Genomic DNA, 14,532 nt, shown 5'->3' with positions numbered 1-14,532 from the left:
TCTCTGTGCCTAACTTCTTCTTTTTTCTTCCTTTTTCTGGTCGGTGTGTGATTTGTAGCTTGTAGCGGTCTCACCACACGCTGGCCCAATGGCTGAAGGCTCTCTGCAGGGTCAGTTGTGTAAAAGAGACAGGGGCAGGAATACGCGCGGTGCCGTTACCGGGGGGTGAGCGAGATGTTCATGACGCCAGGTTCGCGGTGGCTTTACCTGCAGGGCGGTGTAGTGGGAGCCCCCGAGTGCAGGTACCAGACCATGAGCCGAGAGACCTCACGAGACCCGCTGCGGGAAAACCACCCGCCCCTTCCCGGCGAGCAGCGCGGCAAGCGCGATGCCGACAACGCCGACTACCGCGGCACCGGTGCACCGTTCTTCGACGCCGAGCACGGTGACGACCACCTGCCGGTAAAACATGTGGCTGAACAGGCCGCCCAGGACCGCAAGGATGGCGGTGACCGCCATCGCGGGGGCCAGGAGAGCCCGCTGAAGCGCCGCGAGCGCAAGCAGCGTGCCAGCGACAACCAGGACGAGGCGCTGGAGGAGACCTTCCCGGCCAGCGACCCGACCTCGCCGTTCGTGCCGGCCAAGGCCCCCGACTGACCGGTAGTGCCGGCCGCTGGCCGGCAACCTCCTGACGTCCTGCACGGCGCGATGCCGGCCAGCGGCCGGCACTACCCCTTCAACGCCACAACCACTGCAGGCCGACGTTGGCCCGCCGTCCCGGTCCCGGTTCGTAGAAGCGGCCGTTGCCGTCATTGACGATCACCGAGCCGATGTAGGCCTGGTCCAGCACGTTCTCCAGCCGGGCGAAGGCGCGCAGCTCGCCACCCGGCAAGGCCCAGCGGCGCCCGCCTTCCAGGTGCAGCAGGGCGAAACCCGGCGCGCGCGCCGCAGCCACGTCATTGACCACGATATCGGTGCTGGCCGAGGCCTCCAGCGCCCACTGCCAGTCGGCGGGGCTCCACTGCAGGCGGGCGAAGGCCTGCTGGCGTGGCACGCCGGGCAGGCGGCTGCCTGCAGCGACCAGAGTGTTCGCGGTCAGGTACGGCGAGCGCACCTGCGCCTGCAGCCAGGTCCACGCCAGCTGCAGTTCCAGCTGTTCGGCCAGCGGTTGTCGGTACTGCAGTTCCACGCCCTGGCGGCGGGTGCGGCCAATGTTGCGATAGGTGCTGCGCCCACCGATATTGCTGGCAACTGCCAGCTCTTCGTCGGTATCTGCGCGGAAAAGGCTGATATCGAGCAGGGTTCCGCCTTGCGCGTGCCACTTGCTGCCAATCTCCAGATTGCGGCTGCGGGCGGCCGCCAGATCCAGTGCCAATCCTGCCTGGCCGTCGGCGCGATAACCCAGTTCGTTGAAGGTGGGGGTCTCGAAACCACGCCCCACGGCGGCGTGCAGCCGCCACTGCGGGCTGGCCTCGAAGCTGACGCCTGCCACCGGCGTGGTCGCCTGGTAGCGCCGGCGGCCACTGTCGTCCGGGTTGCGGGTGGTGATGTAACGATCATCCGAGTCGAAGCGCACGGTGCTGTGGCGCAGGCCGGCCAGCAGCGACCAGCGCGGGCTCCATTGCCACCAGGCCTGGGCGAACTGGTCCACGTTCTGCACGACGTCGATCTGGTCACGACGCAGCCGCCCACGCACGCCCAGGGCGCTGCCGATGAAGTTCTCGAAGCCGGTGCGATGCTGGCGCTGGCGGTCGGCGCTGAGCCCGGCCACCAGATCCAGGGGGCGGCCGGCGAGGTCACCATGCCACCCCCAGCGCGCGTCCAGTCCGCCGTAGCCGCCCTCCAGATCGATCACCCCGCCGGCATGCAGCGGATTGGCCTGCGCAGTCGGCGGAATCGGCAGGTACTGGCGCACCGCGCGCTGCCCGGCATAGCCCATCAACTGCCAGCGCTGCGCTCCCGTTTCACGGGTCCAGCGCAGGCCGGCCTGCTGCTGGCGCACCGATTTGCGGGTGTTGTACTGGTGCGCCACCGCCGTGGCCTGGCGCGGATCAGCCGCCACCTGGGCACGGGTCAGGCCCAGCGGGTCCTGCGCATCGGGGGCGTCAAGCGCATTGAGCAGCAGCTCCAGCCGCCCACCGCCCAGCTCTCCACCGATGCGGGCGTTGAGCGATTCACGGCGCGCGCGGCTGTGGTCCCGCCAGCCATCGGTGCGGAAGTGGTTGGCGGCGATGTTGTAGTCCAGCACTTGGCCGGCACCCTTCAGCTGCTCACCGACACTGAGCGTGTTGTCGGCGCCGGCATTCACGCGCAACCGCCACGGGTCGCCGGCCTGGCCCTGCGCGCTCCAGACCTGCAGCACGCCGCCGGAGGAATTGCCGTACAGCGCCGAGAACGGCCCGCGCAGCACCTCGATGCGTTCGGCGCCCAACAGGCTGGCATGCGACAGCTGGCCCTGGCCATCGGGCATGGTCGCGGGCACCCCGTCGATCAACACCCGCACCCCGCGCACCCCGAAGGTCGAGCGCGCGCCAAAGCCACGGATCGACAGCTGTGTGTCCTGGGCGAAGTTCTGCCGGTCGCGCGCCAGCAGCCCTGGTACCCCGGCCAGCGCCTCGGACAGCTGCGCGCCGGTGCCCGCGCGGCTGGCATCGATCCAGACCGTGTCCTGGCTGGCCGGCAGCGCGAACGGGTCGATGCCCGGCACCCGTGCGGCCTGTACCTGCACCGTGGGCAGGGCGGTGGGCGCAGGCTCGGCCACCGCCGCCCAGGGCGACAGCAGCAGGGCGGACAGCGGCAGGCAACGGCGTCGTGCGGCGGGATTCATGATTCAGGTTGATGGATCGGGCGGCAACGCACGCCATGGTACGGGGCCGCGGATGACGATGGCGGCGGCCAGCCCCGGCAGGCTTTGTTACGATGGGCTGTTTCCGGCCGAAAAGCCGCAGACCGCGTGGCGCAATTCCTCCCCCTTTCCGTCTACCGAACGAGTACCGCCGTGTCCTTCTTTGCAAACGTGGAACTGGTCCCAGGCGACCCGATCCTGGGCCTGACCGAGGCGTACAACGCCGACAGCCGCCCGACCAAGGTCAACCTGGGTGTGGGCATCTACTACGACGAGAGCGGCCGCATTCCGCTGCTGCGCGCCGTCAAGCAGATCGAGCAGCAGCTCGCCGCTGAAGCCAAACCGCGCGGCTACCTGCCGATCGATGGCCTGCCGGCGTACACGCAGGCCACGCGCGAGCTGGTGTTCGGCAAGGACTCGCCGCTGCTGGCCGCCGGCCGCGTCACCACTGCACAGACCGTCGGTGGCAGCGGTGCGCTGCGCGTCGGCGCCGACGTGCTGAAGAAGCTGCTGCCGCACGCCACCGTTGCGCTGAGCAATCCGAGCTGGGAAAACCACCGCGCCGTGTTCAGCGCGGCCGGCTTCGAGGTGGTGGATTACACCTACTTCGACCCGACCACCCACGGTGTCAACTTCGACGGCCTGCTGGCCGACCTGGGCAAGCTGGAAGCCGGCACCGTGGTGCTGCTGCATGCCTGCTGCCACAACCCCACCGGCGCCGACCTCACGGTCACCCAGTGGAAGCAGGTCGCCCAGCTGCTGAAGGACCGCCAGCTGTTCCCCTTCATCGACATGGCCTACCAGGGCTTCGACAAGGGCATCGAGCAGGACGGCGCCGCGGTGCGCATCATCGCCGAAGCCGGCATCGACAGCTTCATCGTCGCCAACTCGTACTCCAAGTCGTTCTCGCTGTATGGCGAGCGCGTGGGTGCGCTGTCGATGGTGGCGCCGACCGCTGCTGACGCCAAGGCCGTGCAGTCGCAGGTCAAGCGCGTGATCCGCACCATCTACTCCAGCCCGTCCACCCACGGTGCTGCGCTGGTGGCCGGCGTGCTGACCAACCCGGAACTGCGTGCGATGTGGGAGCAGGAGCTGACCGAGATGCGCGAGCGCATCCACGCCCTGCGCCACGGCCTGGTCGAGAAGCTGGCCGCTGCAGGTGCCCCGCAGTTCGGCTTCATCAACGAACAGGCCGGCATGTTCTCCTACTCCGGCCTGAGCCGTGAGCAGGTCGAGCGTCTGCGCGACGAGTTCGGCATCTACGCCGTCGGCACCGGCCGCATCTGCGTGGCCGCGCTGAACCAGAACAACCTGGAATACGTCGCCAAGGCCGTGGCCACCGTCGCCAAGAGCTGAAGCAGCACTCCAGTGGCTTGAAGACAAAGGCGCCGAAAGGCGCCTTTGTTTTTTGCTTTTGTTCTTGCCATCCCACCGCGCTCGCGGCGAACCCTGAAGCGCGCGGGAGGGGGAGGCGATTCAGGACCGTTGGCGCCATGGGCCCGAGGCATGCCTCGCGCGGGTTGGGCAGGCCGCCCAACCCCGGTCTTGCCGTGTGCGCAGGACAGCGCACACGAGCAAGGCGCCATCGAGCTTACATGGACGTACTTGCAGCGTGTCCTGCATCGCCTCCCCCTCCCGTGAGCCTCGACAAAAGGAAGGCGCCACGAGCGCAACGCATCTGGAAACGATTACGCCTTCCCGCGCTCACGCACGCCCCCGCCAGACGGGCGACAATAGGCGTTTTCCCGCTGCCGAGACCTGCCCGACCATGTCCCGTACTTCGTTGACCCGCTTCCTGATCCAGGAACAGCACGCCGGCCGCATCAATGCCGACCTGCGCCAGCTGATCGCGGTCGTCGCCCGCGCCTGCACCAGCATCTCCATCGCCGTCAGCAAGGGCGCCCTCGGTGGCGTGCTCGGCGACGCCGGTACCGGCAACGTGCAGGGCGAAGCGCAGAAGAAGCTGGATGTGATCAGCAACGAGATCCTGCTCGAAGCCAACGCCTGGGGTGGTCACCTTGCCGCCTGCGCCTCCGAAGAAATGGACCACAGCCAGCCGGTGCCGGACATCTACCCGCGCGGTGATTTCCTGCTGCTGTTCGATCCCCTCGATGGCAGCTCCAACATCGACGTCAACGTTTCCGTCGGCACCATCTTCTCGGTGCTGCGCTGCCCGACCAACGTCGAACTGCCGGGCGATGACGCCTTCCTGCAGCCGGGCAGCAAGCAGATCGCCGCCGGCTACTGCATCTACGGGCCCAGCACCCAGCTGGTGCTGACCGTCGGCCACGGTACCCATGCCTTCACCCTCGACCGCGAGAAGGGCGAGTTCGTGCTGACCACCGAGAACATGCAGATTCCGGCGGCCACCCAGGAATTCGCCATCAACATGTCCAACCAGCGTCACTGGGAAGCGCCGATGCAGGCCTATGTCGGTGATCTGCTGGCGGGCAAGGAAGGCGCGCGCGGCAAGAACTTCAACATGCGCTGGATCGCCAGCATGGTGGCCGACGTGCATCGCATCCTGACCCGCGGCGGCATCTTCATCTATCCGTGGGACAAGAAGGACCCGTCCAAGGCCGGCAAGCTGCGCCTGATGTACGAAGCCAACCCGATGGGCCTGCTGGTCGAACAGGCCGGTGGCGCTGCCTGGACCGGCCGCGAGCGCATCCTCGACATCCAGCCCGACCAGCTGCACCAGCGCGTACCGGTGTTCCTGGGCTCGCGCGAGGAAGTGGCCGAAGCCGTGCGCTACCACCACGCGCACGACGACGCACAGGGCTGACGGCCTGTCGCCTGACAGCGGTCATGGCAGTTCGATGACATGACCGTGGGGTGACACCGAAGGCGGCAAACGGCACCATCAAGCCGTTGCCGCCTAAGGAATGCACGCATGCACGAGCAGGGCCCGGTCGATTTCATCGAAGTCATCCACAACGCCGTCCCCAGCGAGGTCTGCGCGGCCATCGTTGAACGCCTGCGCGCTACGCGTGGCCTGCAGCCCGGTGCCGTGGGCAGTGGCGTGTTCCCGGAACTCAAGCACAGCAAGGATCTGCGCATCAGTGGCCTGGACGGCTGGCAGGATGTCGATCAGCAGCTGCAGATCGCGGTGTTCAACGGCCTGCTGACTTATCTACGCCGTTATCCACAGGCGTTGATTGCGCCGCTGATGTTGCAGATCCAGGACAGCAACGGCCAACCGCGACGCCTGTCTGCCGAGGACTTCCCTGACATGCCGCCGCAGCAGCTGGCCGACCTGGCCCGCACCTGCCTGCGTCCGGGTGCAATCAACCTGCAGTGGTATGCGGCAGGCGAGGGCGGCTATCCGTACTGGCACTGCGAGCTGTACCCGAAGGATGCGCAGGCCGAGACCCTGCACCGGCATGTGCTGTGGACGCTGTACCTCAACGACGACTTCGACGAAGGCGAAACCGAGTTCCTGTTCCAGGGCCGCAAGATCGCGCCACGCACCGGCAGCCTGCTGATTGCGCCGACGGCGTTCACCCACACGCATCGTGGCAACAGGCCGCAGGGTGGGGACAAGTTCATCGCGACCAGCTGGATCCTGTTCCAGAGTGCGCAGAAGTTGTTTGGGGGAGGGTGAGGTCGAACTTCTGCTTTACGTTGAGCCTGCTCGACTGAAACATGTGCCAAGCGCAGGGCACTGGGTTCGCCAGGCGGAACGCTTGGATCAGCTACCTCGTCTCGTAACCGAATCGGTTTCCATTCTGGAAAATCACGTCGGTGAGGATGCTGATCTTGTCGTCGACGGTGTACTCCTTGCCTGACTTGATGAGGTCCGGATCGGATACATGCTTGCCGGTTGCCCGCCCTGCCTTGATGTCGTTCAGGACGTTCAGGGTGCGGGCGATGCTGGAATAGCTCATCTCCGGCACGGTATGGCGATCCGCAGGATGAGCCCCGAAGAATCGTGTTTCGTTGTTGCCTGCGCCCAGCGTCCACGCAATGGATTGAGAGTACTGTTCGACGTTGCCGGCCAGCAGTTGTGACGGATAGAGATGATCTCCCGTCAGCATGATGTTGTTCGCTTCGTCGTAGAGGATGACCGAGTCCTGTGTATGTCCGGGAGAGAAGAGCATCCTCAGCTTGATGCCTCCCAGATCGATCATATCGCCAGGCTTGATCAGTGCTGCCGGCCTGATCGCCGGCGGCACGAATCCATCGACGCTTCCCAGATGCGTGGAATCCGGAATGACGTAGGTACCATCGGCCTTCTCGAACCTGCGCACACCCGGAACGTCCGGTAGATAGATGCTGTCGAAGAACCTGATACCGCCCAAGTGGTCGTAATGCAGGTGCGAGGGCAACACCGACAGCGGCATTGCGGTGATGCCACGTACAACCCTGGTGATGTCTTCGCGCGAATTGGCGCCTGCATCGAACATCAGCGCGTGCTTGTCACCGATGATGAGGTAGGAGCTGTTTGCCTGGTAATAGTCTGGCTCGCTGATGGCGTAGAGATGATCGCTGATCCTGTTTACCACGAACGCGCTTTTCATCTCAGCGTACTTGCCGCTGGCTGCGTGGAGGGTACGATCATGATTGTTCGGCTGAGCAGCCAGGGCGGCAAAGGGTGACGCAAGCAACGCAACCATGAGCACGCCGGGAAATGCCTTACTTCCCATGTTCTTTCTCTCCATCCGTTTTTTCTTCGAGCAGTGACTTGAGTTCGCCCAGATACTTTTCCCACTCCTGATCAGGGAATTCGTGCAGGCCGAAGTAGCGCATGAAGAACAGGCCTTCTGCAGCGAAGAATGCGATTCGAGCCAGTGGGTCGCCTCCATCCTGTGCGCTGATCCTGCTCAGCAGTTTTGCGTACCAGCTACGAACCCACTGACGTTCCTCTGGAGTCTGCATGAGGCAGGCGAGGAGCGTGGCAACATGCTCGTTGCCTGGGCATTCGTTATCCATTGTGGCGATGACATGCGCCCGCGCGATCGAGCGGCCATTTCCATCGTCGATCAGGGAGGGGACGCTCTCGTAATGTGTTTCCCATCGAGCGAGGAGAGCGTTGATCAGCGCGTTCTTCGATTCAAAGGTGGATTGGATACCGCCCTTCGAAATACCCGCCTCCTTTGCCACGGCTTCGAACGTCAGTGTGGCCCGGCCGTGGCTGGCTAACAGACGCTCTGCAGCATCAAGGATTTTTTCTCTGTCGATCTGCTTCGCTCTGCCCATCGATCGCCCCAGCAATGCACCGGCCCACGGAAGGGCGCCATTCTAGGCACGCGCACGTGCATGCAAGTACGTATACATTCAAGTACGACGTACTTATTCATTATCGATTTACTGCAGATCGGTATTACCTGCGCTGGCACAGGTTGTTCAATGAACGTCGCGATGATCTGGAGAATCCATGCAATGTGGGTTCCCTTGGCGCCCTCTTCAGAAGAGATGGCCCTGTGGCGAGAGTTCCCTGGGCGGCTGAAAAAGATCGGTATTCAACGGCGGGAGCCTCGCGAAGCCATGCTGCCTGTGTGCCTTCCTGAAGCGTTGCGCCAGAAGATCCGCGAAGGGCCCGGTGCCACGCATCCGTGTACCGAACGCAGAGTCGTATTCCTTTCCACCATGCAGTTGCCGCATGAGACTTAGGACGTGCTCGGCACGATCCGGGTAGTGCAGCTCGAGCCATTCTTTCCAGATGTCCTTGATCTCATTGGGTAGCCGCAGCAGCACGTACCCTGCTGCCCGCGCACCATGAGCATGGGCAGCGTCAAGAATCGCTTCGAGTTCATGGTCGGTAATGCGAGGAATGACCGGTGCTACCAGCACTCCTACCGGAACTCCGGCCGCGTGGAGGGCTTTCATCGCGCGAAGTCGTGCATGCGGTGCCGCAGCCCTCGGCTCGAGCTTGGCCGAGAGCTTTCGATCAAGCGTGGTGACCGAGAAGTAGACGGTAACCAGGCGGTCCTTGGCCATCGCCGCAAGCAGGTCGATGTCACGGGTGATGAGCGCGCTCTTGGTGACGAAGCTCACTGGGTGGCGGGTTTCGGCAAGAAGCTCGAGACATTGACGTGTGATCTGGTAGCTCCTTTCGATCGGCTGGTAACCATCTGTGTTGATGCCCAGCGCGATGGCTGCGCATTTGTAGCTCGGCCGGCTCAACTCGCTGCGCAGCCGTTCGGCGGCATTCGTTTTGGCAAACAGCTTCGTCTCGAAGTCCAGCCCCGGCGACAGGCTCAGGTAGGCGTGGGAAGGTCGAGCGAAGCAGTAGACGCATCCATGCTCACATCCCCTGTAAGGATTGACCGACGCGCTGAAGCCAACGTCAGGGGAGCTGTTGCGGCTGATCACACTGCGGGCCCGTTCCTCGGTGACCTCGGTTCGCAGTCGCGGCAACTCCTGCAGGTCGTCATAGACCGACTCCCAGCCATCGTCGATTCCGACAGTGTTCGTGGTATCGAACCTGCCTGGCACGCGTGAGGCAGAACCTCGCCCCTTGATTGGCAACTGCGCCTTGCGAGCGTCCTGTTCCATGCCGCCCTCAAGCCCCGGATGAGCAGTTAGTATTATTGCTAACCACAGGCGGCGCAACTGGCCAGAATTCATACAGCAGTAGGGCCGGCAATCCTCCCGGGATCACATTGACCCCAGAGTTATCCACATCTCTCCCGTGAAGAGGAACTTGCTCTCGTCGACCGCCCAGCCGTCGTCCACCGCCTCGCTGACGGTGCTTTCAAAGCGCCCGGCAAGGTGGGACGTGGAACCTCGCCCCTTGGGCAGGTTGCGTCGCGGCTGTCTCAGTGGCTGCGACGGCCATCTGAAGGGATCAGCCCCGCCTGTAGAGTCGAGCTTCGCTCGACTTCACAGGGGAGCGGTCAGAGCAACGCAAGGTACCCGCGCACCGTGGCGTCCAGTCCGTCGTACAGCGCCTCACCGATCAGCGCGTGGCCGATCGACACCTCCAGCACGTCCGGCACGTGGGCCAGGAATTCGCGCAGGTTGTCCTGCGACAGGTCGTGGCCGGCATTCACGCCCAGGCCGACGGCCTGCGCACGGCGTGCGGCAGTGGCGAACAGCACCAGCATCGCGTCAGCATCGCCGGCCGCGTGGGCTTCGGCGTAGGGGCCGGTGTACAGCTCGATGCGATCGGCGCCGACTTCGGCCGCCTGCTCCAGCAGCGGGTTGCCCGCGTCGACAAACAGGCTGACCCGGCAACCCATCGCTTTCAGTTCGGCAATCAGCGGGCGCAGTCGCGCGGCATCACGCTCGAAATCGAAACCATGATCGGAGGTGATCTGGCCGTCGCTGTCAGGCACCAGGGTGGCCTGCGCCGGGCGGGTCTGCGCGCACAGCGGCAGCAGGCCGGGGTAACCCTCGCGCGGCGGCGCGAACGGGTTGCCTTCGATGTTGAACTCCACGCCACGGGCACGGGTCAGCGTGGACAGGGCCAGCACGTCCTCGGCGGTGATGTGGCGGCGGTCCGGTCGCGGGTGCACGGTGATGCCATGTGCGCCGGCATCCAGGCAGGCCTGGGCGGCACGCACCACGTCCGGTTCGGCACCGCCGCGCGAATTGCGCAGGACGGCGATCTTGTTGACGTTGACGCTGAGCTGGGTCATGGAACGGAACTACTTGGAAAGAGGGGATGGATCGTGATCGTTGTGGTCGTCACCAGGGCGGGCCTGGGCACGCTCACGAAGGCGGCGCAGTTCTTCGGCATCGACCAGGGTGGCAGGGTCGCGCTGCAGATCACCGAAGCGGGCCACGTAGCGGCCGCGCACCCAGGCCAGCAGGAAGGCGAGGGCGGCCAGCAGGCACAGGGTCATCAACCCGGCGCTGGGGGTCTTCAGCGCGAAGGCGAAACAGCCCAGCGCCAGCAGCAGGTACAACCAGTACATAGTCGGGCTCCCCGGATGATCGCCGCAGTGTAGCGCTGCGTCAGAGCAGCGGCGAGGCCAGCCGGGCGAAGGCCTCGGGCAGGCGGTGCAGCCACAGCGAGCGGCCGGCCTGGTCGTGCACCCGCGTGGAACGGTCGAATTCGCCCTGCAGCAGTTCGGCCAAGGCAGCCACCCGGTCACGGTCGCTGATCATCATCGACAGCTCGAAGTTCAGCCGGAAGCTGCGGTGGTCGAAGTTGGCACTGCCAACGATGCAGACGTCGTCATCGGCGATGAAGGCCTTGGTATGCAGCATGCGTGGGCCGTACTCGTAGATCTTCACCCCGGCATGCAGCAGCTCGTCGAAGTAGGAGCGGGCGGCCTGGGTGACGAACCAGGAATCGCTCATCTTCGGCACCAGCAGGCGGACGTCCAGCCCACCCAGCGCGGCTGATGTCAGTGCCATCCGCGCCGCTTCGCCCGGCACGAAGTAGGGCGTGACCAGCCAGACGCGCTCGTGCGCTTCCTGGATCGCCGCCACATGCAGGCGATGGATGGTTTCCCAGCCCGAGTCCGGACCGGAGACCAGCACCTGGGCGTTGATCGCACCATCGCCGCGCAGCGGCATGTCGGCCGGCCACAGACGGGCGATGTCCATGCGCGAGGGATCCTGTCCACTGGCGTAGAGCCAGTCCTCGGCAAACACCAGCTGCAGGCTGCGCACCACGTGGCCGCGGATGCGCATGTGCAGATCGCGGTAGGCATCCGCCCTGCGGCTTTCATCCTCGTCGTCGGTGATGTTGATGCCACCGGTGAAGGCGAGGCGGCCATCGACGATCACCAGCTTGCGGTGCGTACGCAGGTTCAACCACGGGCGCTTGAACGGCTTCAGCAGCTGCCGTGGGTGGAACCAGATCGCTTCGCCACCGGCATCGAGCAGCGGCTGCAGGAAGCGGCGGGGCAGGGCCGACGAACCCACCGCGTCGAGCAGCAGGCGCACCTGCACACCCGCGCGGGCGCGCTCGACCAGGGCATCGCGCAGCGCGGTGCCGGCGTGGTCCGGGTTGAAGATGTAGTACTCCAGGTGGACGTGGTCGCGAGCCTGCGCGATGGCGTCCAGCAGGGCCGCGTAGGTGGCCGCGCCATCCACCAGCCAGGTGACTTCGGTGGCGCTGCTCGGCGCGAGCCCGGTCGTGGCCTGTGCGACCTTGGCCAGCTCGGTGCAGTCGGCGTCGGGGGGGCAGACGTCGCTGTAGTGCTCCATGCCCGACCGCGCGCGTCCACGGCGCAGGCGCTGCCGCTTCACCTTCTGCGGGCCCAGCAGGTAGTAGATGAAGAGACCCAGGTAAGGCAGCAGCGCCAGCGACAGGATCCAGCTCAGCGTGGCCACCGGCTCGCGCTTCTGCAGCATGATCCAGCCCGCCAGCGCGAACAGGTACAGCAGATAGGCGACCGCCAGGATCGTGCCAAGGTGGGCGATGCCGTCGAGCCAGTGGCGCAGGGAGTCGAAGAGGGCGAGCATCCGCCGATCATAACGGTCCAGGCCGTCAGGCATAAAAAAGACGCCCCTGTTTCCAGGGGCGTCTGCAGTCGCGTCATGACTGTTGTATTGCGGTGTAGCAGTTACTGCTGCACAAAACCGATCTTCTTCATCTGAGCGTTCTTCGCGGCGGCCAGAACCTTGGCCATCACGTCGTACTCGGAATCCGGGCTGGCGTCGATGCGCAGTTCCGGCTGGTTGGTCGGGTCCTTCTGGACCTCGTTCTCCATCCGCTGCTGCAGCTCGCTCGCATTGATCGGGCTGTTGTTCCACGAGACCTGGTTGCTGGCGTCGATCTTGAGTTCAATCGGCGGCGGCGGTTCGACCAGCTGCGGCGGTGGGTTGAGCACGCGCTGCGGCAGGTCCACGGCGATCGGGTACGTCATGATCGGCGCGGTCACGATGAAGATGATCAGCAGAACCAGCATCACGTCCACGAGGGGCGTGACGTTGATGTCTGCCATGGGGCCTTTGCCACCACCACTACTGAATGCCATGGCTTACTGCCCCTTCTCTTTGGTCGCGACGAAGCCGACGTCCAGCATGCCCTGTTCCTGCGCGATCTTGGTCATCTCGTTGATGACACGCATCTTGGTGGTGCGGTCACCACGCAGGTTCAACGGCGGCTGCGGGGTCTGCTGGGCGGCGGTCGCCAAGCGCGACTCGAGAGTCTGCTTGTTGATTTCTTCGTCGTTCCAGTAGATCGAGCCATCTTCCTTGACTGCCAGGGTGATGGGGCCCTTGCGGTCGTTGGTGTCGTCCGGCTTCTGGACCAGGTTGGCCTCCGGCAGATCCACCTTGACCTTGTGGGACATCAGGGGCGCCGTGATGATGAAGATGATCAGCAGCACCAGCATCACGTCCACGAGGGGCGTAACGTTGATGTCGGCCATGGGGCCGCCGCTGTTACCACTACTGAAAGCCATAACGGGCTCCGTCTAGATCGTGTTGACTACGTTCTCGCTGGGTACAGCGCGTCGCAATTAGCGGACGCGCGAACCGGTGGCGAAGAAGTCGTGCAGGTCGTGCGCGAAGGTATCGAACTTGCTGATGGTCGCGCTGTTGATCTTGCTGAAGAAGTTGAAGGCGAACACGGCCGGGATCGCGACGAACAGACCGATCGCGGTCATGATCAGCGCTTCACCCACCGGGCCTGCAACGGCGTCGATCGAAGCGGAGCCGGTGGCACCGATCTTGATCAGCGCGCCGTAGATGCCCCACACGGTACCCAGCAGACCGACGAACGGAGCGGTCGCGCCGACGGTGGCCAGCAGGGTCATGCCCGACTGCAGCTTGTTGCTTTCGCGGGTCACGGCCTGACGCAGAGCGCGGTCGACGAACTCCGAACGGCTCAGGTTCTCACCCACGCCGCCGGTGGCGCCGCCTTCAGCGCGCTGGTGGTGGGCAGCAGCCTGGGCAGCGTCCAGGGCGATCTTGGAGAACGGCTCGGAAGCCGGCTGTTCTTCCATCGCACGGATGGCGTCCTGCGCGTTCGGGGTGTCCCAGAACAGGCTGACGACGCGATCAGCGGCGCTCTTCAGGCGGGTGGCGCGGAAGATGTTGATGACGGTCCAGTACCAGGACATGGCCGACATGACGACCAGGGTCAGCAGCACGACCCAGGAAACCGCGAAATCACCCGGCTTGGTGGTCATTTCGTGGATCAGGTGCTCGAAGCCCATCTGCGACAGGGCGTTGGACGGATTGCCCCCGGCAGCAGCGGCGATGAAAATTTCCTGCAGCATGACGCTTACCTTTGTTGTGTGTGGTGATAAAGGGTGTAGCTAAGCTAAACAATCGAACTGGGAGCGGGGGTGGCCAGGCGGCCACCCGGACGCATCAGTTCAGCGCAAAGTTGACCGGGACGCGAACGCGACCTGCCGCCTTCTTACCGCCAGATTCAGCGGCGTTGAAGCGCCACTTGCGAGCTGCTTCCATCGCAGCACGGTCCAGGTCGCGGTTACGGCTGGACTTTTCCACCGTGACATTGGTGACGTTGCCGCTGGCATCGACATCAATGATCAGGATCACTTCGCCCTGGATACCCGCGCGGAAGGCTGCCGGCGGGTAGCGCGGCGGATTCATGGCCTTCGACGAGATGTCGACGCTGGCCTCGATCGAGGTCGGCGGAGCCGGCGGCGACGGAGGCGACGGCGGGGTGACGATATCGCTCGGGCGCGGTTCCGGCACGTCCACGACCGGCGCCTGCGGCGGCGGCGGGACCGGCGACGGCTACGGTGCCTTCTCTTATACACCACTGAGCCTCCGACCCAGTTCTGGCGTTCTGCTCCCGGGGGCCCCGCCCCGGCAGAAAAAAAACCACACAAAAAAAAGCAACAAACCCCCAGCCGCGCCCCGATAACAGA

Annotated in this window: 14 protein-coding genes and 1 pseudogene; 4 read left to right on the top strand and 11 right to left on the bottom strand. The window is 64.8% G+C overall.

The features are described 5' to 3' along the window. Positions 1-252 precede the first annotated feature (252 nt). Positions 253-597, top strand: a complete 345-nt coding sequence (locus tag EKL94_RS20560; protein WP_126930451.1) for a hypothetical protein — start codon at positions 253-255, stop codon at positions 595-597. Positions 598-676: 79 nt separating this feature from the next. Here the strand turns inward: EKL94_RS20560 and EKL94_RS20555 are convergent, their stop codons facing one another. Beyond that, positions 677-2,767, bottom strand: coding sequence for a TonB-dependent receptor family protein (locus EKL94_RS20555; RefSeq protein ID WP_126930450.1), 2,091 nt, complete (start codon positions 2,765-2,767; stop codon positions 677-679). 171 nt (positions 2,768-2,938) lie between these two features. On the opposite strand from EKL94_RS20555, the gene EKL94_RS20550 reads away from it, so the two are divergent. From EKL94_RS20550 to EKL94_RS20540, 3 genes are all read left to right on the top strand, one after another. Continuing rightward, positions 2,939-4,141, top strand: a complete 1,203-nt coding sequence (locus EKL94_RS20550) for an amino acid aminotransferase (protein WP_126930449.1) — start codon at positions 2,939-2,941, stop codon at positions 4,139-4,141. Between the two features lie 412 nt (positions 4,142-4,553). Beyond that, the gene (locus EKL94_RS20545) at positions 4,554-5,570 is read left to right on the top strand and encodes a class 1 fructose-bisphosphatase (RefSeq protein WP_014035428.1); all 1,017 of its coding nucleotides are present in this window, start codon (positions 4,554-4,556) and stop codon (positions 5,568-5,570) included. Positions 5,571-5,678: 108 nt separating this feature from the next. Then, positions 5,679-6,389 carry a 2OG-Fe(II) oxygenase gene (locus tag EKL94_RS20540; RefSeq protein ID WP_014035427.1) on the top strand — a complete coding sequence of 237 codons (711 nt, stop codon included), beginning with the start codon at positions 5,679-5,681 and terminating at the stop codon, positions 6,387-6,389. A gap of 91 nt (positions 6,390-6,480) precedes the next feature. Here EKL94_RS20540 and EKL94_RS20535 read toward each other — a convergent pair whose 3' ends face one another. From EKL94_RS20535 to EKL94_RS20485, 10 genes and pseudogenes are all read right to left on the bottom strand, one after another. Then, positions 6,481-7,431: an MBL fold metallo-hydrolase gene (locus EKL94_RS20535; RefSeq protein WP_185830066.1), complete on the bottom strand. Its 951-nt coding sequence runs from the start codon at positions 7,429-7,431 to the stop codon at positions 6,481-6,483. Beyond that, positions 7,421-7,984 (bottom strand): TetR/AcrR family transcriptional regulator, encoded by a 564-nt coding sequence (locus EKL94_RS20530; RefSeq protein ID WP_126930447.1) that lies wholly within the window; start codon positions 7,982-7,984, stop codon positions 7,421-7,423. The genes EKL94_RS20535 and EKL94_RS20530 overlap by 11 nt, the downstream gene beginning before the upstream one ends. A gap of 207 nt (positions 7,985-8,191) precedes the next feature. Continuing rightward, positions 8,192-9,283 carry a PA0069 family radical SAM protein gene (locus EKL94_RS20525; RefSeq protein WP_126930446.1) on the bottom strand — a complete coding sequence of 364 codons (1,092 nt, stop codon included), beginning with the start codon at positions 9,281-9,283 and terminating at the stop codon, positions 8,192-8,194. A 341-nt stretch (positions 9,284-9,624) separates the two neighbouring features. Next, a complete protein-coding gene (locus tag EKL94_RS20515; protein ID WP_126930445.1) occupies positions 9,625-10,368 on the bottom strand; it encodes a pyridoxine 5'-phosphate synthase in 744 nt (247 codons plus the stop codon). A gap of 9 nt (positions 10,369-10,377) precedes the next feature. Next, the gene (locus EKL94_RS20510) at positions 10,378-10,647 is read right to left on the bottom strand and encodes a hypothetical protein (RefSeq protein ID WP_010487410.1); all 270 of its coding nucleotides are present in this window, start codon (positions 10,645-10,647) and stop codon (positions 10,378-10,380) included. Between the two features lie 40 nt (positions 10,648-10,687). Further along, positions 10,688-12,148: a cardiolipin synthase gene (cls, locus tag EKL94_RS20505; RefSeq protein WP_032129285.1), complete on the bottom strand. Its 1,461-nt coding sequence runs from the start codon at positions 12,146-12,148 to the stop codon at positions 10,688-10,690. A gap of 101 nt (positions 12,149-12,249) precedes the next feature. After that, positions 12,250-12,663, bottom strand: a complete 414-nt coding sequence (locus EKL94_RS20500) for an ExbD/TolR family protein (RefSeq protein WP_032129281.1) — start codon at positions 12,661-12,663, stop codon at positions 12,250-12,252. 3 nt (positions 12,664-12,666) lie between these two features. Then, positions 12,667-13,092 carry an ExbD/TolR family protein gene (locus tag EKL94_RS20495; RefSeq protein WP_012509603.1) on the bottom strand — a complete coding sequence of 142 codons (426 nt, stop codon included), beginning with the start codon at positions 13,090-13,092 and terminating at the stop codon, positions 12,667-12,669. Positions 13,093-13,149: 57 nt separating this feature from the next. After that, positions 13,150-13,911 carry a TonB-system energizer ExbB gene (gene exbB, locus EKL94_RS20490; RefSeq protein ID WP_004132614.1) on the bottom strand — a complete coding sequence of 254 codons (762 nt, stop codon included), beginning with the start codon at positions 13,909-13,911 and terminating at the stop codon, positions 13,150-13,152. 94 nt (positions 13,912-14,005) lie between these two features. Then, positions 14,006-14,398: pseudogene (locus tag EKL94_RS20485) on the bottom strand (energy transducer TonB); the annotation flags it as partial. Between the last annotated feature and the right edge of the window lie 134 nt (positions 14,399-14,532).

It is taken from the genome of Stenotrophomonas maltophilia (assembly GCF_003970865.1).
Classification (GTDB): domain Bacteria; phylum Pseudomonadota; class Gammaproteobacteria; order Xanthomonadales; family Xanthomonadaceae; genus Stenotrophomonas; species Stenotrophomonas maltophilia_AR.
Note: the sequence above shows the minus strand (reverse complement) of the source record. Positions and strands in the feature narration are given on the sequence as shown.

What these genes read in the sequence shown, in the direction of transcription:
- EKL94_RS20560 (WP_126930451.1), top strand. Translation starts at nt 253, where the DNA reads ATGAGCCGAGAGACCTCACGAGACCCGCTGCGGGAAAACCACCCGCCC.
- EKL94_RS20555 (WP_126930450.1), bottom strand. Translation starts at nt 2,767, where the DNA reads ATGAATCCCGCCGCACGACGCCGTTGCCTGCCGCTGTCCGCCCTGCTG.
- EKL94_RS20545 (WP_014035428.1), top strand. Translation starts at nt 4,554, where the DNA reads ATGTCCCGTACTTCGTTGACCCGCTTCCTGATCCAGGAACAGCACGCC.
- EKL94_RS20540 (WP_014035427.1), top strand. Translation starts at nt 5,679, where the DNA reads ATGCACGAGCAGGGCCCGGTCGATTTCATCGAAGTCATCCACAACGCC.
- EKL94_RS20535 (WP_185830066.1), bottom strand. Translation starts at nt 7,431, where the DNA reads ATGGGAAGTAAGGCATTTCCCGGCGTGCTCATGGTTGCGTTGCTTGCG.
- EKL94_RS20530 (WP_126930447.1), bottom strand. Translation starts at nt 7,984, where the DNA reads ATGGGCAGAGCGAAGCAGATCGACAGAGAAAAAATCCTTGATGCTGCA.
- EKL94_RS20525 (WP_126930446.1), bottom strand. Translation starts at nt 9,283, where the DNA reads ATGGAACAGGACGCTCGCAAGGCGCAGTTGCCAATCAAGGGGCGAGGT.
- EKL94_RS20515 (WP_126930445.1), bottom strand. Translation starts at nt 10,368, where the DNA reads ATGACCCAGCTCAGCGTCAACGTCAACAAGATCGCCGTCCTGCGCAAT.
- EKL94_RS20510 (WP_010487410.1), bottom strand. Translation starts at nt 10,647, where the DNA reads ATGTACTGGTTGTACCTGCTGCTGGCGCTGGGCTGTTTCGCCTTCGCG.
- cls (WP_032129285.1), bottom strand. Translation starts at nt 12,148, where the DNA reads ATGCTCGCCCTCTTCGACTCCCTGCGCCACTGGCTCGACGGCATCGCC.
- EKL94_RS20500 (WP_032129281.1), bottom strand. Translation starts at nt 12,663, where the DNA reads ATGGCATTCAGTAGTGGTGGTGGCAAAGGCCCCATGGCAGACATCAAC.
- EKL94_RS20495 (WP_012509603.1), bottom strand. Translation starts at nt 13,092, where the DNA reads ATGGCTTTCAGTAGTGGTAACAGCGGCGGCCCCATGGCCGACATCAAC.
- exbB (WP_004132614.1), bottom strand. Translation starts at nt 13,911, where the DNA reads ATGCTGCAGGAAATTTTCATCGCCGCTGCTGCCGGGGGCAATCCGTCC.